Source organism: Arthrobacter sp. 05T423 (assembly GCF_056396245.1).
In genome coordinates this window covers 47,842-67,178 of record NZ_JBFTLC010000025.1, presented here as the reverse complement: position 1 = coordinate 67,178, position 19,337 = coordinate 47,842, and the positions used below count along the sequence as shown (strand labels likewise).

Below are 19,337 nucleotides of genomic sequence, written 5' to 3'. Positions count from 1 at the left end.
GCCGGCGCCGGATTCCTTGGCCTATTCCTGCACTCCGGGACCAGTTAATGCCGCGGCTGACGAATTCGAACTGGTAGTTGCGGGCCAGCCCTCGCATGGCGCTTCCCGTTTTACGCCTCGGCGGCGCGGGCTGTGATGATCTTCACCGGGACTCCTGCGGCGAGCGGAAACCTGCACGCCAGCTCCTTTGCTCCTGATGAACAGGCCGTCAGCCGTGTGGCCACTGCCATGCTCACCGGGTACTTGGCTTCCGCCCACGTGCTCGGCCGGGGCCGGCCGGAAGCTGACTCCGCGGCTCAACTCGAGGCCAGATCCATCGTTGTCAGTCGCAGCCAGAGCCAGAGCCGTTTTTGTGGGTCTGCGAGGTCCAGCCTGAAGTCCTCAGTAAGCCGGGAAACCCGGTAACGGGCCGTGTTGTTGTGCACGTGGAGTTGCGCGGCCATGGTGGAGATGTTTCCGTTCGCGGCCATGTAGGCCCGCAGGGTGCCCAGGTAGTCGGTTTGCTGTTCGGCATCGTGGGCCTGGATCCTGGCAATGGCGTCCACGCCGGCCAGTCCGTTGGCTTCGATGAATTCCCCGATCTTTATCAGGTTCAACGGGATTTGGAAGTCCTCGAAGAGAGCCGTTTTGGGCTCTGTTCCTCCACGCGACTGTTGGCCCAGCAGGTAATGCATTGTTTGCATAGCCTCGGACCTGGACCGGGGGAGCTGCTCGATCCGCTGCGCGATGCCTCCCGCGGTCGCGATCAGCGGGTGGGAACTGATGGTATGCGCGTAGGCCTCAATCTCCTGGATGGTGCGCCCATGCAGTGCCCTGGGGGACGGGCCCGCGCTCGGGAGCAGGGCGTAGACCACTGAACCGATGAGGGCGCTGTGACTCGTGTTGAACCGCATGGCACAGACAGTGGTCACCAGATGCAGGAGCCGGTGGATTTCGCGTACAGACTCAAGGCTTCCAGTTTCGGGCCGAACGATCGAGAAGGCTGCGACGGCAAGTCCTTCGGCGGCGTCGAGCCCCAATTGGGCCGCCGCGAAGGAGGCGTGGGGAGCGTCGTCCATGAGCGTACGGATCAAATCTGCGTTGCGTCGTTGCCCAAAGTCGGAAGCTGTGCGCGCATGGATCATATGCAGTCCCGCCAGCGGTGCCAGCCTGTCCAGGGCCACCAGAGCCGCCTCCCGTTGCCCTTCGCCGGGATCGATGATCCAGATGGTGCCCAGCAGCTCGCCGCCGGCGCGGACTGCCAGTGCGAGTCGGTCCATCCCTTCATCCAGCGACGGCACCAGCACCGCTCCCGGTGCCGCGTACACGTTCTTGAAGTCCTGGTCGAACGCCGGTTGGGTGGTTTCCTGAAGGGTGAGCGTGGTGATCCGGCGAAGTTCGTCGATCGGTTGGCCTGGCAATGTGGAGTAGCCAAGGATGCGGCCGAGTGGGTCCACGATGCTGGCGGCGCCGTTGGTGATGGACGCTGCTGCGTTGGCGAAGGCATAGAGATCGCCTAGCCGCACGCCCGATACGGAGTCCGCGGCTGCGCCCATCACGGATGCCCTCGCCACTGCCACCAGTCGTGTCCAGTCAGCGTTGTCGGGCGCCACAAGAACGGCAAGGCTGTGCCGGACAGCCGCGGAGCGCAGTTGTTCCATCCGGGCACCGTGGGCTTTCACGACAACGGCGGCCGCGTTGCTGTTTGCGGCCCTGTACAGGAGTTGATCGAAATCCGGCGAATCGTAGGCGCACCCGACGGCCAGAATGATGCGGTCATCGACGCTGGACCAGCTGTCCAGGGGATCGTACATCAGAACGTCCGAGACCGGATGTTCGAGGTTTTCCGGTGTGGGATTGGCGTGCACCAGGTCCGCCTGCATGAGCTGGATGCAATCGGAGAGCCTGACGACGGACGGCTGCAGCCCTGGTTCTGCGGCCCGCTGAGCGACGGCCTGCTGGCTTTCTGACTCCATCTAGGGAAGTTATCACAAAGCCTCTTCGTAGTTTGTGGAAGTTCTCACATATAGAGCGGGGGAGATCTTCGTCACTATTGGGAGGGACGCTGAACGGGGCTCTCCCCAGCAGAAATGTAGAGGACACCACATGAAATTCAAGGACCTTAAGGCGCTCGCCTCGATGCAGGGGCCGGCCCGCGACGCCTCGGAGCGCCTGTCCCGGCGCTGCTACAGCGTGGAGGACATGCGCAAGCTGGCCGCGAAGCGCCTGCCCAAGAGCGTGTTTGAGTACATCGAGGGTGGCGGTGAGGACGAGGTGTCACTGCGGCGCAACCAGTCTTCGTTTGACGACTGGTCCTTCCTTCCCAAGTGGGGATCCGTGGAGAACCTCGACCTTCGCTCAACCCTCTTGGGCGGCCCGGTCGCTATGCCGCTGACCCTTTCTCCTACGGGCGGCACACGGCTGTTCCACCCCGACGGCGAGACAGCCGCCGCCCGGGCTGCACTCTCCGCTGGCATCCCGTACGGGCTGGCGCATCTGAGCACCACCACCATGGAAGCTGTCAGCAGCGCTGCGCCGGGGCTTCGCCGCTGGTTCAATCTGGAGCCAACCTCGGACAAGGGTCTGCTCCAAGCCGTCCTGGACAGGGTCTCCACCGCGGGCTACGAAGCGCTCATGGTCAACGTTGACTGCCGGGCCATCGGACACCGGGAACGCGATTACCGGAACGGATTCACTGCTCCACCGTCAATCAAGCCCAAGACCGTGGTTGAAGGAATGCTGCACCCGGCATGGGCCCTTGGGTTCCTCGCCAACGACGCGATTGCCTTCCCCAACCTGGACGCAGAAATCCCCGAAGGTCCGCTCTCCAGCACGCCGGACATGTGGCGAACGCTGCTGGCGGGCACCTACGAGCCGACAGACTGGGATGACATTCTGGACCTTCGCGAGCGTTGGAGCGGGCCGATCGTACTCAAAGGCGTTGTCAGCCCGAATGACGCCGCGTTGGCCGCCGCCATGGGCATCGACGCCATCCAGGTGAGCAACCACGGTGGCCGCCAGCTCGACCATATGGTTTCGCCCCTGGACGTACTCCCCGAAATTGTCGAGCGGGCGGGGGGTCGCCTTGAAATTATCGTCGACGGCGGCATCCGCCGAGGATCCGACGTCGTCAAGGCACTGGCGCTGGGCGCCGACGCTTGCTCAATTGGCCGCCCGTACCTCTACGGACTGGCCGCAGCCAGTCAGGTAGGCGTAGCCCATGTCCTGAAAATGCTCCGCGCGGAAATGACCCGCACCATGATGCTCCTCGGCGTATCCACCATCCAAGAACTGCGGATGGAAGGCCGGGAATTGATCCGGCACCGCAACCAAGCCTTCACCCTCACCCAACCCAACGAAAGGGCGGAGCCCGCGTGGGCTTTGCAGAAATGATGACCCTGATGAAAACTCGCCCAACATCCAAAGGAGTCAGGCGTAGCCTACCGGCCGTCGGGGCCGCGGCCGCGCTGATGCTGGCCGTCACCGCCTGCAGCCCCGGTACCGGTTTGGCGACGGCCGCCACGGGTGACGCCCCTGGCGCGGGAACTGGCGTCCCGGCGCTGGAAGTCAACCAAGCCGCCGTCGACCTTCTGCCCGAACCCATCAAGGCTGCCAAGGTTCTGCGCGTGGCCATCCCCACCAACGAACCGCCGACCCAGTACTACCGCGAAGGCACGCAGGAGATGACCGGAACCAACCCCGACGTGGCGCGCCTCATTGGCGAGGCATTGGGTGTCAAAGTCGACATCCAGGTGGCCAACTTCGACTCCATCATCCCCGGCCTGGCCGCAAACCGTTACGACATGACCGTTTCCTCCATGACCCCCACCACGAAGCGGATGGACGTCCTGGACTTCGTCGACTACATGCAGATCGGCAACGCCGTCGCCGTGCCCAAGGGCAACCCCGCGGGAATCAAGGATCAGCGCGATCTCTGCGGCAGGAAAGTCGGGCTGCTGACCGGCTCGTACCAGCTGACGGTGAACGTGCCCGACTACGATCGGGCATGTGCCGCAGCCGGCAAGGACCCTATCCAGCGGAGCGAATTCCAGGACACGCGGCAGGCCATTTCAGCCCTCACCAGCGGACGTTTGGACACGGTGCTGGCGGACTCGCCCATCCTGAACTTCGCCGCCACCCAGAACCCCCAGATCGAAATCGCATCTACGTACGAATTTGCCCCGGTAGGAGTGGGCGTCCCGAAGGACTCCGGCCTGGTGAAGTCTGTTGCCACAGCCCTCGACGCCGTGATCAGAAGCGACTCCTACCGCAAGGTCCTTGGCAAGTACGGCCTTGAGTCCAGCGCCATCACCGACGCCCGCGTCAACATCGCCCAGTAATGAATTCCACCAGTCAGAAGGTGACGGCCATGCCAAATCAACCCTCCACTCCGGACACGCGGGAGCCCACCGCCGTGGCGACGGGGCAGTCCATCCCGGTGGTGCCGCTTCGGCACCCGGTCCGCCTGGCCCTGGCGGTGGTCCTCATCCTTGTGGCGTTGAGCGCCGCGTGGGATGTGGCCGTGAACGACCGCTACCGCTGGGATGTTGTCCTGTCCTACCTGTTCGCTCCACAGATCATTGCCGGCGCGGGGCTGACGATCCTGTTGACCGCGGTCTCCATGAGTGTCGGCATCACGCTGGGGACGGCCATGGCGATCATGCGGCTTTCGGCCAACCCGATCCTCAGCACCATCAGCCGCGGCTATATCTGGTTCTTCCGTGGCACGCCGCTGCTGGTCCAGCTGATCTTTTGGTACAACATTGCAGCCCTGTATCCGGTGATCGCGTTTGGGCTCCCGTTCGGGGGGCCGTCGGTGGTTCTGGGGTCCGCGAACGCACTGGTCTCGCCGCTGGGCGCTGCCCTGCTGGGGTTGTCCCTCAACGAGGCGGCCTACATGGCAGAGATCATCCGCAGTGGCATCGGCTCCGTGGACAAGGGGCAGTACGACGCCGCCAGAGCCTTGGGAATGAGCGGCGGCAAGCTCATGAACCGTGTGATCCTTCCCCAAGCCATGCGTGTGGTGTTGCCTCCCACCGGCAACCAGGTGATCTCGATGCTGAAAGGCACGTCCCTGGTCAGCGTTCTGGCGATCTCCGACCTGCTCTACTCGGGACAGATCATTTACGCCACCAACTACCAGACCATTCCGCTGCTGATCGTTGCCAGCCTCTGGTACCTGCTCATGACCACCATCCTGAGCTCATTCCAAACCAAACTTGAGCGCCGGTACGGGCGTGGCTTCGACTCGACGCCGCAGCGGATCCGCAAGCCAAAGACAAGGACAGCATAATGACTACCGCCATGGTGGAAGCCCTGGGAGTCCGGAAGAACTTCGGTGCAACCGAAATCCTGAAAGGGATCGACCTCAGGGTTGAAAAGGGATCGGTGACCTGCCTGATTGGGCCGTCCGGCTCCGGCAAGACAACGTTCCTGCGTTGCATCAATCACCTCGAAAAGGTCGACGCCGGCCGACTTTACGTCGACGAGCACATGGTGGGCTACGCCGAGCGAAACGGCAAGCTGTACGAGATGAAGGAACATCAGACCGCACGTTCGCGGCTGAACGCCGGGATGGTCTTCCAACGCTTCAACCTCTTCCCACACATGACCGTGCTGGAGAACATCATGGAGGCTCCGGTCCACGTGCTCGGCCGTCCCCGGCGGGATGTGGCGGTGGAAGCCCAGGCTCTCCTGGACCGGGTCGGACTGGGAAACCGCGGACACGCCTACCCGCAGGAGCTCTCCGGCGGACAGCAGCAGCGGATCGCCATTGCCCGGGCACTTGCCATGAAACCCAAGCTGATGCTGTTCGACGAGCCCACCTCCGCCCTGGACCCGGAACTGGTTGGCGAAGTCCTGGACGTCATGAAGTCCCTTGCCGAAGCGGGAATGACCATGGTGGTGGTCACCCATGAACTCGGTTTCGCCCGCCAGGTCAGCGACCAGGTGGTCTTCATGGACCAGGGCGTGGTGGTCGAAAGCGGCCCGCCCGAAGAGGTCCTGGACCACCCGCAGCACGAACGCACCAAGGCGTTCCTCTCCAAAGTTCTCTGATTAACCGCCAAGCAAGAACCGGTGCCGGCACCACGCCGGCACCGGCACAACAAACTGCATGAAAGGCAGCACATGTCCCGCATTGAAGTCGCCACGGACCTCGCCCCCAGGCCGGCCGGCCCCTACTCCCAGGCCATCGCCGCCAACGGGTTCCTGTACACCGCGGGCCAGACACCGCACGATCCCGTCACCGGCGACGCCGTGGGAACCACCATCGAAGAACAGACCATCCAGACCATGAAGAATGTGGCCGAAGTCCTGGGCGCCCACGGCCTGGACTTTTCACACGTGGTCAAGGCAACTGTGCACCTGCACCACCCAGGGCGGGACTTCGCGGGGTTCAATGCGGTTTACGAAAAGCACGTCGTCAGGCCCTACCCCGCACGGACCACCGTGGGCTCGTTCCTGGGTGACTTCCTCGTCGAAATAGACGTGGTTGCGATAATTCCTAACTAACGGGCGGGAAGTGCTCCATCGCGCTGATCGGCCGGCTACGCCTTCGCTGCCTTCGCGGCGGCCTTGGCAGCCTGCTTGCTGGCGCGGACCTTTGTCAGCGACTGCGGGTCCACGATGTCCGCGACCGAGAGGTGCGAACCCTCCTCGCCGTAGTGGCCGGCGGCCTCACGCCAGCCCGGCGCCTGCAGTCCGCACTGCTTGCCGAGCAGCGCCAGGAAGATCTTGGCCTTCTGCTCACCGAATCCCGGCAGTGCCTTGAGCCTGCGGAGCACTTCCTTGCCGTCCGGTTCGTCCCGGGTCCAGATGGCAGTCGCCTCTCCGCCCCACTCGCTCTGCACGGCCTCGGCGAGCGCCTGGACACGGCCGGCCATGGAGCCGGGGAAGCGGTGGACTGCCGGGCGTTCCTTGAAGACCTCAACGAAGGCCGCCGGGTCATGTTCTGCCACAGCGGCAGGACTGATGGAGCCGATGCGCGTACGGATCTTTTCGGGTCCGGCGAACGCCGACTCCATGGTCACCTGCTGGTCAAGCAGCATGCCGGTGAGCAACGCGAAGGCGTCATCGCTGAGCAGTTTGTCGGCGGCGTCGTCGCCGGTGATGTGCAGTTCCATGCGCCCATCCTCCCACTCCGGTCCGTGTCACGGGCACCGCATGGTGAATCCGTGTCAGGATCAGTCATGGTCAACCGCCTGATGCTGCTCGACACCGCCTCGCTGTACTTCCGCGCCTTCTACGGCCTGCCCGACACCATCCGCCGCCCCGATGGCACGCCGGTGAACGCCGTCCGCGGCCTGCTCGACATGATCGGGCGGCTCACCACGGACTACGCCGCCACGCATCTGGTGGCCTGCTGGGATGACGACTGGCGCCCCCAGTGGCGGGTGGACCTCATCCCGACCTACAAGTCCCACCGGGTCGCGGAGGTGAGGGAGGCTGCCCCGGACGTGGAAGTGGTGCCGGACGCCCTTGACGCGCAGATCCCCCTGATCCGCCACGTACTGGACCTGGCCGGCATCGCCGTGGTCGGGGCTCCGGAGCACGAGGCCGACGACGTCGTGGGCACCTACGCCAGCCATGCCGACCTTCCGGTCGACGTGGTGACAGGGGACCGGGACCTGTTCCAGCTGGTCGACGACGCCAACCAGGTCCGGGTGATCTACACTGCCCGGGGCATGCGGAACCTCGAAATCATGACCGACGCCGTCGTCGTCGGAAAGTACCGGGTGCTCCCCGAGCAGTACGCCGACTACGCGACCCTCCGCGGCGACGCCTCGGACGGGCTGCCCGGCGTTGCCGGCATCGGCGAGAAGACCGCCGCGGCGCTGCTCCTGGAACACGGCACGCTTGACGGGCTACTCGCGGCTGCGGCGGATCCCGGAGCCGGAGTGTCCGCCTCGGTGCGGTCCAAGCTCGCCGCTGCAGCGGACTATCTCAAGGTGGCCCCCGCCGTCGTCAACGTGGTGCGCAACCTGGAACTGCCGTCCCTGCAGGAGGCGGGCGCCGAACTCCATCCCGTCACCGGTGGTGAGCGGGAAGAGCTCGAGCGGCTCGCCACCGAATGGAACCTCGGCGGCTCGGTGGGGCGCCTCCTGCAGGCGCTGGACCGCCGGCCGTAAACTCGTCCTTACTTTCCCAGCCCGACTTCAGCTAGCAGCTCCGTCAGCCACGGCCGGTGCTCGCGGTGGAAGGTCAATCCGTCCGGCAGCCCCTGAACGGAGGGCTCGGAACCGGTGATGTCGATGGTGATCCGGCCGCCGCCCATGGGTGCGTTGGTGATATGCAGGTCGCCGTAAGATTCCGGCAGCACCGGGTCCATCCACACGCCGCCCCGGGACACGTGTGCGTCGTACCGCATCAGGCTGGTCACCAGCATGATCGGCGTGGTGGCCGCCCACGCCTGCGGGGAGCACGCCGTCGGATAGGGCACCGGCTCCGTAACCTGGTCCCGACTGAAACCGCAGAACAGTTCCGGGAGGCGCCCGTCGGTGTATTCGGCGGCCTCCAGCAGCGCGGTCGCGATCCGCTGCGCCTCCTCCACGAAGCCGTAGCGCAACAGTCCCGCCGCAATGACGGCATTGTCGTGGGGCCAGACGGACCCATTGTGGTAACTGGCCGGGTTGTAGGCGCCCATGTCAGTGGCCAGAGTCCGGACGCCCCAGCCGCTGAACATTTCGGGGGACATCAGCCGGTCGGCCACCAGCGGCAGTTTGTCGTCATCCACAATTCCGTGCCACAGGCACTGCCCCATGTTCGATGCGCATGCGTCGACCGGCCGCTTGTCCCGGTCCAGGGCCACAGCGTAATAGCCGCGGTCCGGCAGCCAGAACTGTTCGTTGAACTTCTTCTTCAGCTGCGCCGCCTCTTCGGTGAGCCGCGCCGCCAGAGACGCGTCCCCGGCGTCGTACGCCATCCACGCCCGGGACAGAAACGCGCTATAGACCAGGGCCTGGACTTCGCAGAGCGCGATAGGGGGTTCGGCCAGCGTTCCGTCGGCGAAGTTGATGCCGTCCCACGAGTCCTTCCAGCCCTGGTTGATGAGGCCCTGGTCGTTCAGGCGCTCATACTCGACGAACCCGTCACCGTCCTTGTCGCCGTAATTCCGTACCCAGCCCAGCGCGCGGTCGGCATGCGGCAGCAGCGCGGCGATGGTGTCCCGGGCAAAGCCCCAGCGGCTCACCGAACCGAGCGCCATCACGAACTGCGGCGTGGCATCGACGCTGCCGTAGTAGGCGGATTTGCCGCCCAGCGCCAGCCCGCTGGAGATCCCGAGCCGGACCTCGTGCAGGATTTTCCCCGGCTCCTCCTCGCTCATCGGGTCCACCACTTTGCCCTGCCGGTCGGCCAGTGTCTGCAGGGTCCCGAGTGCCAAGGACGGATCCACCGGGAGCGCCATCTCCGAGGCCCACAGCGAGTCCCGGCCGAAGAGGGTCATGAACCACGGGGCACCGGCGGCCACCACGATCCGCTCCGGATGGGCCGGGTCCTCGATGCGGAGCGCGCCCAGGTCGTCGTAGCTGCGCCGCAGGGTCCGCTCGATGGAACGGTTCCCCATGTGCAGCTTGGGAATCTTCGCCACCCATTCCTGCCGGCGGCGGTCGCTCGGTGATACGTCACCGAGCGCGGGACGGATTAACGACGACGGCGGCACCCCGCCGCCGTTGGAGGCAGGCGCCACGCTCACCCGCGAGCTCCATACACCGCGCGGCGGGACTACCGTCCGGAAAGTCAACGAGTCGGCTGTGACCTCGGCGCCGGCGGCGTTGACGATGACGCTCTTCACCAGGTCCTGCCAGCCGGCCCGGATCACCAGGGAGTCGCCCTCGGGCCGGCGGGATTCCTCCCAGCGCCGCTGGACACGTGCCTCCTTCACCTCAAAGAGATCAGCGAAATCCGATTCGACACTGAGCGAAACGACGCACTCGGTCTCCTTCGCAGAGTAGTTCCGGATGGTGATCTCTTCGCGGATGCCGGCACCTACCTCCCGCAGGCGCTCCACGATCAGGGGACTGTCCGCGTATCCGTCGGAGCGGGGAACGCGCCCAATAAACAGCGCCCGGTAAGGCTCCTTGGTCTCCGCCGTCAGAGCCTCCAGCGGCAAGCCGTTCACGGACAGGTTCCAGCGCGACAGGATGCGGGTGTCCTCATGGAAGACCCCGTGCGGATGCTCCGGGTGGATATCCCCGTTCGCGGAGGAAATGCAGAAGGACGAGCCTTCAACCAGGGTGACCGTGCCCGACCCCACCGGTCCGGCAGCCGTATCAGCGTTCCAGCCAGCAGCCATTCCCGCCTCCTTCGACGGCTCAGGAGTGACGCGGCGCTACGCGGACCGGAGCCGCACTTTTGGTCGCCGCCATCGTCCGTTGGGCACGACGCTACGCTCGAACGCCCCCTTATAAAAGGGTCTCTGGCGGCCCACGGAAAAGGCGACGAGAATGGGCCCGTGCCCCAACTTCGCGCCGGGACTGACAGCGAGGCGATGAACCCGGAGGCCCGCAAGGTGCAGCGCATCTACCTGACGCTGACACTGGGCAATACCCTTGCGGCCTCCTTCATCTGGGGCATCAACACGCTCTTCCTGCTCGACGCCGGGCTCAGCAACCTCGAAGCGTTTGCCGCCAACGCCTTCTTCACCGCCGGCATGGTGCTGTTTGAGGTGCCCACCGGCGTGGTGGCCGACGGCTGGGGGCGCCGGGTTTCCTTCCTGCTCGGCACCGCCACACTGGCCGTCTCAACGCTTCTCTACTACCTGCTGTGGCAGCTTTCCGCCCCCTTCTGGTCGTGGGCGGTGGTGTCCGTACTGCTCGGCCTGGGCTTCACCTTCTTCTCCGGCGCGGTGGAGGCGTGGCTGGTGGATGCGCTGCACTTCTCCGGCTATGACGGTGCGCTGGAGGCGGTACTCGGGCGCGGGCAGATGATGTCCGGCACCGCCATGCTGATCGGGTCCGTCGCGGGCGGGGTGATCGCACAGGCCACCAACCTGGGCGTGCCGTTCCTGCTGCGGGTGGGCGTGCTGCTGGCCATGTTCGGTGTGGCACTGTGGCTCATGCACGACGTCGGCTTCACCCCGGAACGCTCGGCGCTTCCCCTTCAGGCGACGCGCGCCGTGCTCTCTGCCTCCATCGAGAACGGCCTGAAGAATCCCCCCGTGCGTTACGTGATGCTGTCCGCGCCCTTTACGGCCGGCGTCGGGATTTACGTCTTCTATGCCCTGCAGCCGTTCATGCTTGAGCTGTTCGGCGACCGCAGCGCGTACGCCATCGCAGGCCTCGCGGCGGCCATCGTGGCGGGGGCCGAGGTCCTCGGCGGCTGGCTGGCGCCGCGCTTCCGGCGCCTCGTCCGCAAACGCACCACGGTACTGATCCTCAGCGGGGCCATTAGCTCGGTGATCCTGGTGGCGCTCGGGTTCACCCGTGAGTTCTGGGTGGCCCTGGTACTGCTGGCTCTCTGGGCGCTGGTGGCCGAGGTCGGGACGCCCGTGGGGCAGGCCTATCTTAACGACATGATCGATTCCAGGCAGCGTGCAACAGTGCTCAGCTTCGCCTCCCTCATGGGCTCGAGCGGCGGGGTAGTGGTGCAGCCAGTGCTCGGCAGGACCGCCGATGTGTCCGGCTATTCCGTTTCGGTGGCGTTCGGCGGTGTGATCCAGCTGCTCGCCGTGCCGTTCCTCTACGCCAGCCGGCGGCAGCGCTCGCCGGCCGACGAATCACACGGCCGCTGACACAGCACGGCGGGAAGTGTTTAGCCCGTTGAGTGTCCTTCCACCGCGGAGTAGCGTGACAGTACCGTCAACCCGCAGTACACCGACCCGGGAGCGACCATGCCATACATAAGAAGCCGAGTAGCAGCCGTCACCACGGCCCTGGCAGTCAGCGTGACGGCCGGTGCCGTCACCAGCCCCGCGTTTGCTGACGAGCGCGTGACCGAAAAAACCGCCACGGCCACCGGGTACGGCGGCGCCGTGAGCACCGTGGACCCGGAGGCATCGGCCGCGGCCATCGACATTCTCCGCAGGGGAGGCAACGCGGCCGACGCCGCCGTCGCCGCGGCTGCCACCCTCGGCGTGACCGAGCCGTACAGCGCGGGCGTAGGCGGCGGCGGATACTTCCTTTTCTACAGCGCGCACACCGGGCACGTGAGCACCATCGATGGCCGCGAAACAGCCCCGGCCGCCATGCCGCACAACGCCTTCATCGACCCGAAGACAGGCAAGCCCTACAACTTCACCCCCGAACTCGTCACCAGCGGCGTGTCAGTGGGCGTCCCCGGCACGCCGGCCACGTGGGAGCGCGCGCTGGACCGGTGGGGAACCAAGGACCTCGAGGACGTCCTCGAGCCGGCCATCAAAGTAGCGGACCGCGGCTTCGTGGTGGACGACACCTTCCGCCAGCAGACCCTCGACAACAAGCTCCGCTTCCAGGCGTTCACCTCCACCAGCAAGCTCTTCCTCCCCGGCGGTGACGCACCCGCCGTCGGCAGTATTTTCAGAAACCCTGACCTCGCCGCCACCTACCGGCTGCTCGCTGACAAGGGAACACGTGCTTTCTACCACGGCGCGCTCGCCAAGGAGATAGCGTCAACCGTCCAGGCGCCGCCGAAGACGAAGACCACCAAGCTGCCGGTCCCGGTGGGACACCTGACGACGGCCGATCTCGCGAAATACCGGGCCCTGAACCAGTCGCCTACCCACGTGGAATACCGCGGCCTGGACGTCTATGGCATGGCGCCGTCGAGCAGCGGCGGCACCACCGTGGGCGAGGCGCTGAACATCCTTGAGCCTTTCGACCTTTCCGGGATGTCCACGCCCAGCGCACTGCACCACTACCTCGAGGCCAGCGCGCTCGCCTTTGCGGACCGCGGCAAGTATGTGGGCGACCCGGCATTCGTCGATGTTCCCACCGGCGCCCTGACGGACCCGCTGTTCGGCAAGGAACGCTCCTGTGCGATTGACCCGAAGCATGCGGCCGTGAAGCCGGTGGCCCCGGGTGACGTGGCAAATTTCGACGGCGCGTGCCCGGCCGCCGCGGCGGCCCCCGCCAGCGAGAAGGACACCGAGAACATCTCCACCACCAACATGACCGTCGCAGACAAGTGGGGAAACGTCGTCGAGTACACGCTCACCATCGAGCAGACCGGAGGGTCAGGCATCGTGGTCCCCGGCCGCGGGTTCCTGCTCAACAATGAGCTGACTGACTTCTCCGCCGTGTACGACTCGAAGGACCCGAACCGGATTGACCCCGGGAAGCGGCCGCGGTCCTCGATGTCCCCGACGATTATCCTCGAGGACGGCGAGCCGTTCCTCGCCCTCGGTTCGCCCGGCGGGTCCACGATCATCACCACCGTCCTGCAGACCATCCTGAACCGGGTGGACCTGGGCATGAACATCTCCGATGCGATCGCGGCCCCGCGGGCGGCACAGCGGAACTCGGCCAAGGTCACGGCCGAGCCGGCCTTCATCACCAAGTACGGAGCTACGCTGAAGCCGTTCGGCCATGAGTTCACCCCGTCCGGTGACGCGTTCACCTCGGCAGCCGAGATCGGCGCGGCCACCGCCATCGAGTTTAAGTCGGGCGGGCGCCTGGTGGCCGCTGCCGAGCCGGTCAGACGCGGTGGAGGATCCGCCATGGTGGTCAAACCTGCGAGGTGAGGCCCGCCGTCGGAGTTTCTGGCAGTGACAGAAGGCGGGCCCCTACGTAAGCCCGTCGCCGGGAGCCGGCAGCAACTGCCGGTTCCTGATCTGCGACGCTCCGAACTCCACCGTGAGCGGACGGATTTCCCAGGCGCCGCTTCTTTCTCCGGACCGGCTTTGTGACGGTGGCCTGCCCACGGCGACGTGGGGCCGCCACTTCGGATACCGGTAGCCGAGGGCGCGGGAGCTGAGGATGAAGTCATCGACGTTGTCCACGAGCAGGTCTTCCAACAGCCGGTGGAGGGCCTGGACGAGCGAGACCTGAAAGTCCCGCACGCCCTGGGGTACCTCCACCTCAAGTCCGGACAATCTGCCCCCGCCCAGCAGGATCAATCTGTCCGCAGTTCCGGAAAAGCCCTCCAGCACTGGCAGCGCGCGCAGCCAGTCGGCAGTTTTGATTGCGGCCACGGCAGGATCCGTGCCGCCCTTGGTCCAGTCAGCAACGTCAGCGGCAAAATCCTCAAGGATGCCGACGTGGAGCAGGGTCATGTGCAGGCTCTGGGGCCTGCGCAGCCCGTCAGCATACGCGGCGAGCTGTTCATAATCCGCGGGACGGGCGCCGACGCCGAGCACCGGAACCTCGACCGTGATGCGCGGAAGCCTCAGCATCCGGACCTCCTCGTCGCTGGCCACGGTGGTAAGTTTTCGCCTGTGGATGATGCCATTATGCGCTCCATAGGCCGTCCCAAGGTTTTTCCAAGGTCCTGCACCGATCATGTCCCGGGGAGTGCGAGCTGGATGGCTGCGGAGACCAAACCGAACCACAGTGAGGCCATGGGCGAGCTACGGAAACTCGGCACGATCGGAAGCCTTGGGCTGCTGCTGTCGAGCAGCCTGATTTTCGGTTCATCGCAGACGGCACCCGGGTGTTCGCCAACAACAGGGTTGTTCTTGGCGGCACGGGCCTGAGCAAGGTCCAGTTCGGAGCCGAGCACGCTCGCCAGATGGGCGACACCTACATCGACGACGTCGTCGTCCGGAGGTAGCGCTGTCCGGAGGTAGCGGCGTGCCCAACTAGGTGGCAGCTCAGGGCGTTCTCAGAGCTGGGAACGCCCTGTGCTGCTACCCAGTTTTTCGTTCTCGGGCGGGTGCACTTTCCACCCTTAATTGTCACAGCCCCCTGCAATGCTGTGGCTATGGATAACGCGGCAGTTGCGGAGACGTTGGAGGCCATTAGTGCCTCCGCTCTTTCGCTGGCCACCGAGCTCCGTCGGGCGGCTGATCCGGGTCAGGCTCCGCTGCCCGATGAGGCGGACCCAGTGCGGGATCAGGCGGACGTGTGCCTGGATGGGCTGTCAGGGGTGGCAAGGATGGAGGCCCGTCTGGCGGCCGTGAAGGTGGGTCTCACCGCCGGTTTCGCAGCGGCGGAGGAGGCCTTGGCAGGGCCTGATAGGTCCGCGCAGGACCGCACTGTCCGGCGGATGTCCCTGACTGCTGAGGTTGCGGGGGCGCTGACTGTGAGTGAGGGGGCGTCGGAGCGGTTGCTGGTTGAGTCGGCCATGTTGAGTAATGACCGGCCGTTGACGTTGGCCGCGTTGGGGTCGGGGAGTATTTCTTGGCAGCATGCGCGGATCATGTGCGATGAGACCGAGGGGCTGGATCCGGCGGCTATTGCGGCGTTTGAGGCGCATTTCCTGGACGCGGACACGCCCGGGTATGCGAGGGGTTGCCCGGCCGGGGAGCTGACTCCGGCGAGGTTCCGTGCGAAGTCGCGGTATTGGCGGGAGCGGCATCATCCGGTCAGCATTGAAAGACGCCACCACAAGTGTGTGAAGGACCGGCGGCTGGAGTWYGTTCMGGACCGGGACGGCATGGCCYGGCTGTCGGCSTAYCTGCCCGCGGACCAGGCSGCCGGGATCTGGAACAGCACCACCGCCGCAGCCCGCGCCGCACAGGGCCCAACCGAGTCCCGCACTCTGACCCAGCTACGGGTGGATGCCTTCGCCAGCTGGTTGCTCGGCCCGAGTCCGCGGGTTGACGACGGACCTGAGGACCGGGCTGCAGGTCCTGCCCCGGCCGGTGGCTCCCTTCCCGAAGGATCTCCGCCCACAAATTACCTGACCAACGGGTCCAGGCCGACTGGTGGGTTCCTCCCCGCAGTTTCCCCGCCCACGGGTTCTGTCCCGGAGGGATCCGTAGGCTCGATTCCGGTTGATGTCCCGTCGCCGTCGGCGCAGGTCCTGGTCACCGTTCCGGCGTTATCGCTGCTCGGCCTGACCGAAGAACCGGCCACACTCGACGGCTACGGTCCGATCCCGCCGTCGATGGCCCGCCGGCTCGTCGCAGACGGCGCAACATCATTCCTCCGGGTCCTCACCGACCCGCGGGACGGGGCACCTTTGGAGATCGGACGCACCAGCTACCGGCTGACGAAACCGATGCGCCAATGGCTGCGACTCCGCGACGCCAAGTGCACCTTCCCCAACTGCAACAACTACTCCCTGGACAACGACGCCGACCACATCCTCGCCTGGGCCGAGGGTGGCGGCACCGGCGTCGCCAACCTCGGCCAAACCTGCCCCAGACACCACCGGCTCAAACACAACACGCAATGGAGACCGGTCGGCGCCACCCGGGAAAGTCCGCCCGGATGGATCTCGCCCAAGGGACGGTCCTACCCGGCGGAGTATCAGGACTGGGAACCACCTACCTGGCCAGAACCACCGCCCGGCCAGGACTGGCGGGAACTGCCACTCGGCGAAGACTGGCCCATGCCACCGAACCGGCCCGACGCATCGGACCCTCCCGACGAACTTGCCGATGTTGGGAGCCCGATGGATATCGACGGCGTTGCCCCACGGCTGCCAGCGGATCCGTGGCCCTACTGGTCATCCATAGCAGCCTAGGAAGGCGCCTGCCCGTGTCAGTTCCCTCGGCTGCCACCGGCACAATGGAAGGGTGACCTCCGCGCCCCTCCCGCAAAACGCCGCCCCACACGACGGACCGGCCCATTCCGCGCCCTTCAACCTGCAGGCCATCGGCTCCGGGCTGGTCTTTGCGGAGTCTCTGCCGGAGCTGGCCGGTGTGCTGGGAAGGCAGGGTGCCGGCGGCGCCGCAGTGGTCCAGGCCCCGCCCGGCACCGGCAAAACGACACTGGTGCCTCCGCTGGTCGCCAACCTGGCGCAGGCTGCCAGCAGGGATGGAAAGTCGCGCATCGTGGTGACCCAGCCGCGCCGGGTAGCCGCCCGCTCGGCCGCGCGGCGGCTCGCCTCCCTTGACGGGACAAAGCTGGGGGACAGGGTGGGTTACACCGTCCGCGGCGAACGGCAGGCTGGTCCCGCCACCCTGATCGAGTTCGTGACGCCGGGCATCCTCCTGCGCCGGCTGCTGGCCGATCCCGGCCTGGAGGGCACTGCCGCCGTCATCCTCGATGAGGTGCACGAACGCGGCCTGGAGACCGATCTGCTGCTGGGCCTGCTCGCCGAGGTGCGCCAGCTTCGCGGTGACCTCATGCTGGTCGCCATGTCCGCCACCCTGGACGCGCCGCGGTTTGCTGCCTTGCTCGGGGCGGACACCGGCGGAGAGGAACGCGGGAAGGCCGATGACGGCAGCCCGGCTCCCGTCGTCGATTGCCCCTCTGCTCTTCACCCGCTGAAAACGGCGTGGGTTCCGGCGTCGGTGGCGCGACTGGACGAACGCGGTGTGACCCGCGGCTTCCTGGACCATGTGGCGGACACGGCCGCGGCGTCCTACGCGGAAGCCCTTGCCGCCGACGCCGGCACCGACGCGCTGGTGTTCCTTCCTGGCGCGTGGGAGGTGTCCCATGTGGCGGGCCGGCTGCGCACCCGGGTGGGTCCCGGCGTCGAAATCCTCGAACTGCACGGCCAGGTCAGCCCCACGGCCCAGGACCGTGCAGTGTCCGGCCGCAAACCCGGCGATCCCGCCAGGGTCATCGTCTCCACGGGGCTCGCTGAATCGTCGCTGACGGTGCCCGGAGTGCGGCTGGTGGTGGACGCCGGGCTGTCCCGCGAACCGCGCCGCGACGCCGGCCGCGGTATGACCGGCCTGGTCACTGTCTCCTGCTCCCGTGCCTCGGCGGAACAACGCGCCGGGCGGGCGGCGCGGCAGGGGCCGGGGACGGTGGTCCGCTGCTATGACCAGAAGACCCTCGGGGCGGCGCCAGCGCACCAGACGCCCGAGATCGCCGTGTCCGACCTGACGGGCGCCGCCCTGATCCTCGCCTGCTGGGGTTCGCCGGGCGGCCGCGGGTTGGCGCTTCCCGATGCCCCGCCGCAGGCAGCGATGGGTGACGCCGTCGAGGTGCTGCGGGAGCTCGGCGCGGTGGGGGAGGACGGCCACGTCACGGAGCTGGGCAAGGCCCTTGCCCGTATCCCCGCCGACCCCCGCCTGGGACGTGCCCTGCTGGTCGGGTCGGCGCTCCTAGGTGACCGGACGGCCACCCGCGTGGATCACGGAACTGCGCGCCATGGGACGGCGCGCTACGGGACGGCCGCGGAGGTCGTCGCCGCCGTTGCAGGGGATCAGCGCGCTACGGGAGCCGACCTGCCCCGGCTGGTGTCCGACCTCCGCTCGGGCAAGGATCCCGCCTCAAGGCGGTGGGCCGAGGAGGCACGGCGGCTGGACACCCTGGCACGCCAGGCGGGAACCGGCGTCGGGCTTCCAGCTGTCGCGGTGCCGGCCGGAACAGCCGAACAGATCGGGCTGGTGGTGGCACTGGCGTTCCCGGACCGGGTGGGCCGCCGCGTCCCCGGCGACGGGCCGGAACGCTACCTGCTGGCCTCCGGCACCCGGGCCGGGCTTCCCGCGGGCAGCCCGCTTGCCGGGCATGAATGGCTCGCCGTGGCCGAGGTTGCGCGCACAGACGGGCGGGACGCCGCCGGAACGGGCGCGGTGATCCGCTCTGCCGCGCCGCTGACGGCGGACACAGCCGAGGCCGCCGCAGCCCATCTGCTGGGCGACTCCGTGGAGGCAACGTTCAGCCAGGGCCGGGTGACTGCCCGCAGGGAGCGGCGGCTGGGCGCGATTTTGCTTTCGTCCACGCCGGTCCGGGCGTCCGCGGGCGAAGGCCGCGCAGCCGTGGCCCGGGCGGTGGCGGAGCAGGGGCTGGGAGCCATCGGATGGTCGACGGCGGCCGATGCGCTGCGCCGTCGGCTCGCCCTGCTGCACCGGGAACTGGGCGATCCCTGGCCTGACATGTCTGAGCAGGCCTTGCTGTCCCGGCTCGACGAATGGTTGGGCCCGGAGCTCGAGACGCTGGCCGGCGGGGCCGCGACCTCGGGCATTGACCTGACGGACCCGCTGCGGCGGCTGCTCCCGTGGCCCGATGCGGCCCGGCTGGGCGAGCTCGTCCCGGAGTTCCTGGAGGTGCCCAGCGGTTCCCGCGTCCGGATCGACTACCCGGCGGCCGGAGACGACGGCGGCCGGCCAGTGGTCGCCGTCAAGCTCCAGGAATGCTTCGGCTGGGACCGGACGCCGCTGCTGGCCGGCGGACGGGTGGCGGTGCAGTTTCACCTGCTGTCGCCAGCCCGGCGGCCGCTGGCCGTCACGGACGACCTCGCCTCCTTCTGGTCTGGCCCCTACGCGCAGGTCCGCGCCGAGATGCGGGGCCGCTATCCGAAGCACCCGTGGCCCGAGGACCCGTGGACCGCGACGGCGACCGCACGGACCAACACGCGGAAGTGACTACCGCGTAGAAGTG

At 66.9% G+C, this 19,337-nt stretch carries 14 protein-coding genes; 10 read left to right on the top strand and 4 right to left on the bottom strand.

Features of this window, described 5'->3' with window-relative positions:
- Positions 1–296 precede the first annotated feature (296 nt).
- A complete protein-coding gene (locus AC1DFE_RS17200) occupies positions 297–1,955 on the bottom strand; it encodes a PucR family transcriptional regulator (protein ID WP_476907087.1) in 1,659 nt (552 codons plus the stop codon).
- A 130-nt stretch (positions 1,956–2,085) separates the two neighbouring features.
- On the opposite strand from AC1DFE_RS17200, the gene AC1DFE_RS17195 reads away from it, so the two are divergent.
- From AC1DFE_RS17195 to AC1DFE_RS17175, 5 genes are all read left to right on the top strand, one after another.
- Positions 2,086–3,372, top strand: coding sequence for an alpha-hydroxy acid oxidase (locus AC1DFE_RS17195; RefSeq protein WP_476907086.1), 1,287 nt, complete (start codon positions 2,086–2,088; stop codon positions 3,370–3,372).
- Between the two features lie 8 nt (positions 3,373–3,380).
- A complete protein-coding gene (locus AC1DFE_RS17190) occupies positions 3,381–4,319 on the top strand; it encodes an ABC transporter substrate-binding protein (RefSeq protein WP_476907085.1) in 939 nt (312 codons plus the stop codon).
- Positions 4,320–4,348: 29 nt separating this feature from the next.
- A complete protein-coding gene (locus AC1DFE_RS17185) occupies positions 4,349–5,272 on the top strand; it encodes an amino acid ABC transporter permease (RefSeq protein WP_476907084.1) in 924 nt (307 codons plus the stop codon).
- The gene (locus AC1DFE_RS17180) at positions 5,272–6,036 is read left to right on the top strand and encodes an amino acid ABC transporter ATP-binding protein (RefSeq protein WP_476907083.1); all 765 of its coding nucleotides are present in this window, start codon (positions 5,272–5,274) and stop codon (positions 6,034–6,036) included. The genes AC1DFE_RS17185 and AC1DFE_RS17180 overlap by 1 nt, the downstream gene beginning before the upstream one ends.
- A gap of 72 nt (positions 6,037–6,108) precedes the next feature.
- Entirely contained in the window at positions 6,109–6,492 is a 384-nt protein-coding gene (locus tag AC1DFE_RS17175) for a RidA family protein (protein WP_476907082.1), read from the top strand.
- 35 nt (positions 6,493–6,527) lie between these two features.
- On the opposite strand, the gene AC1DFE_RS17170 is transcribed toward AC1DFE_RS17175, so the two are convergent.
- Positions 6,528–7,103, bottom strand: coding sequence for an HhH-GPD-type base excision DNA repair protein (locus tag AC1DFE_RS17170; RefSeq protein ID WP_476907081.1), 576 nt, complete (start codon positions 7,101–7,103; stop codon positions 6,528–6,530).
- A gap of 66 nt (positions 7,104–7,169) precedes the next feature.
- On the opposite strand from AC1DFE_RS17170, the gene AC1DFE_RS17165 reads away from it, so the two are divergent.
- A complete protein-coding gene (locus AC1DFE_RS17165; protein WP_476907080.1) occupies positions 7,170–8,108 on the top strand; it encodes a 5'-3' exonuclease in 939 nt (312 codons plus the stop codon).
- Positions 8,109–8,116: 8 nt separating this feature from the next.
- Here AC1DFE_RS17165 and AC1DFE_RS17160 read toward each other — a convergent pair whose 3' ends face one another.
- Positions 8,117–10,273: an amylo-alpha-1,6-glucosidase gene (locus AC1DFE_RS17160; protein ID WP_476907079.1), complete on the bottom strand. Its 2,157-nt coding sequence runs from the start codon at positions 10,271–10,273 to the stop codon at positions 8,117–8,119.
- Between the two features lie 195 nt (positions 10,274–10,468).
- Here AC1DFE_RS17160 and AC1DFE_RS17155 point away from each other — a divergent pair, with 195 nt between their 5' ends.
- Positions 10,469–11,710 (top strand): MFS transporter, encoded by a 1,242-nt coding sequence (locus AC1DFE_RS17155; RefSeq protein WP_476907101.1) that lies wholly within the window; start codon positions 10,469–10,471, stop codon positions 11,708–11,710.
- A gap of 99 nt (positions 11,711–11,809) precedes the next feature.
- Complete coding sequence (ggt, locus tag AC1DFE_RS17150; RefSeq protein WP_476907078.1) at positions 11,810–13,636, top strand: gamma-glutamyltransferase; 1,827 nt, start codon at positions 11,810–11,812, stop codon at positions 13,634–13,636.
- Between the two features lie 42 nt (positions 13,637–13,678).
- Here the strand turns inward: ggt and AC1DFE_RS17145 are convergent, their stop codons facing one another.
- Entirely contained in the window at positions 13,679–14,311 is a 633-nt protein-coding gene (locus AC1DFE_RS17145; RefSeq protein ID WP_476907077.1) for a hypothetical protein, read from the bottom strand.
- A gap of 503 nt (positions 14,312–14,814) precedes the next feature.
- Here AC1DFE_RS17145 and AC1DFE_RS17140 point away from each other — a divergent pair.
- A complete protein-coding gene (locus AC1DFE_RS17140) occupies positions 14,815–16,524 on the top strand; it encodes an HNH endonuclease signature motif containing protein (protein ID WP_476907076.1) in 1,710 nt (569 codons plus the stop codon).
- A 52-nt stretch (positions 16,525–16,576) separates the two neighbouring features.
- Positions 16,577–19,321 (top strand): ATP-dependent helicase HrpB, encoded by a 2,745-nt coding sequence (gene hrpB, locus AC1DFE_RS17135; RefSeq protein ID WP_476907075.1) that lies wholly within the window; start codon positions 16,577–16,579, stop codon positions 19,319–19,321.
- Positions 19,322–19,337 lie beyond the last annotated feature (16 nt).

Excerpts from the sequence above, each read along its gene's own strand:
- AC1DFE_RS17180 (WP_476907083.1), top strand. The coding sequence starts at position 5,272 with ATGACTACCGCCATGGTGGAAGCCCTGGGAGTCCGGAAGAACTTCGGT.
- AC1DFE_RS17170 (WP_476907081.1), bottom strand. The coding sequence starts at position 7,103 with ATGGAACTGCACATCACCGGCGACGACGCCGCCGACAAACTGCTCAGC.
- AC1DFE_RS17155 (WP_476907101.1), top strand. The coding sequence starts at position 10,469 with ATGAACCCGGAGGCCCGCAAGGTGCAGCGCATCTACCTGACGCTGACA.
- AC1DFE_RS17190 (WP_476907085.1), top strand. The coding sequence starts at position 3,381 with ATGAAAACTCGCCCAACATCCAAAGGAGTCAGGCGTAGCCTACCGGCC.
- AC1DFE_RS17185 (WP_476907084.1), top strand. The coding sequence starts at position 4,349 with ATGCCAAATCAACCCTCCACTCCGGACACGCGGGAGCCCACCGCCGTG.
- AC1DFE_RS17175 (WP_476907082.1), top strand. The coding sequence starts at position 6,109 with ATGTCCCGCATTGAAGTCGCCACGGACCTCGCCCCCAGGCCGGCCGGC.
- ggt (WP_476907078.1), top strand. The coding sequence starts at position 11,810 with ATGCCATACATAAGAAGCCGAGTAGCAGCCGTCACCACGGCCCTGGCA.
- AC1DFE_RS17200 (WP_476907087.1), bottom strand. The coding sequence starts at position 1,955 with ATGGAGTCAGAAAGCCAGCAGGCCGTCGCTCAGCGGGCCGCAGAACCA.
- AC1DFE_RS17160 (WP_476907079.1), bottom strand. The coding sequence starts at position 10,273 with ATGGCTGCTGGCTGGAACGCTGATACGGCTGCCGGACCGGTGGGGTCG.
- AC1DFE_RS17195 (WP_476907086.1), top strand. The coding sequence starts at position 2,086 with ATGAAATTCAAGGACCTTAAGGCGCTCGCCTCGATGCAGGGGCCGGCC.
- AC1DFE_RS17165 (WP_476907080.1), top strand. The coding sequence starts at position 7,170 with ATGGTCAACCGCCTGATGCTGCTCGACACCGCCTCGCTGTACTTCCGC.